We start from the raw sequence: 529 nt of genomic DNA on the forward strand, positions 1-529 counted from the left end.
TACAGCGCGAACAACGGCACCAGCACCCCGGGCACGCTCAAGCGCAGCGAGGGCCAGGGCGCCATCGGTGACTCGCATGTCGACATGAACTACGACATGCTGGGCTACACCTACAACTGCTACAAGACGCTGTTCAACCGCGACTCGCTGAACAACGCGGGCACGGCGCTCATCAGCACGGTGCACTACAGCAACAACTACGTGAACGCCTACTGGGACGGCACCCAGATGGTGTACGGCGATGGCGACGGCGTGAACTCCATCGAGCTGGGCAAGGACGCGGACGTCACGGTCCACGAGCTGACCCACGCGGTGACGGAGTACGAGTCCAACCTCACGTACTCCGGCCAGTCCGGCGGCCTCAACGAGGCCATGTCCGACACCTTCGGCGCCATCTGCGAGAGCTGGAACTCCGGCACGTGGAGCACCGCGGCGGACATCTGGAAGGTCGGCGAGGACGTGTGGACCCCCGGCACCGCCGGTGACGCGCTCCGCTACATGGACGACCCGGCGAAGGACGGCGCGTCCA

Annotated in this window: 1 protein-coding gene; it reads left to right on the top strand. The window is 65.6% G+C overall.

Annotated features, from left to right (window positions below):
* The coding region (locus ACLEQD_RS45050) for a M4 family metallopeptidase (protein WP_410392014.1) at positions 1-529 on the top strand (529 nt) is incomplete at both ends.

Origin of the sequence: Corallococcus sp. 4LFB, assembly GCF_046520365.1 — a bacterium.
Classification (GTDB): domain Bacteria; phylum Myxococcota; class Myxococcia; order Myxococcales; family Myxococcaceae; genus Corallococcus; species Corallococcus caeni.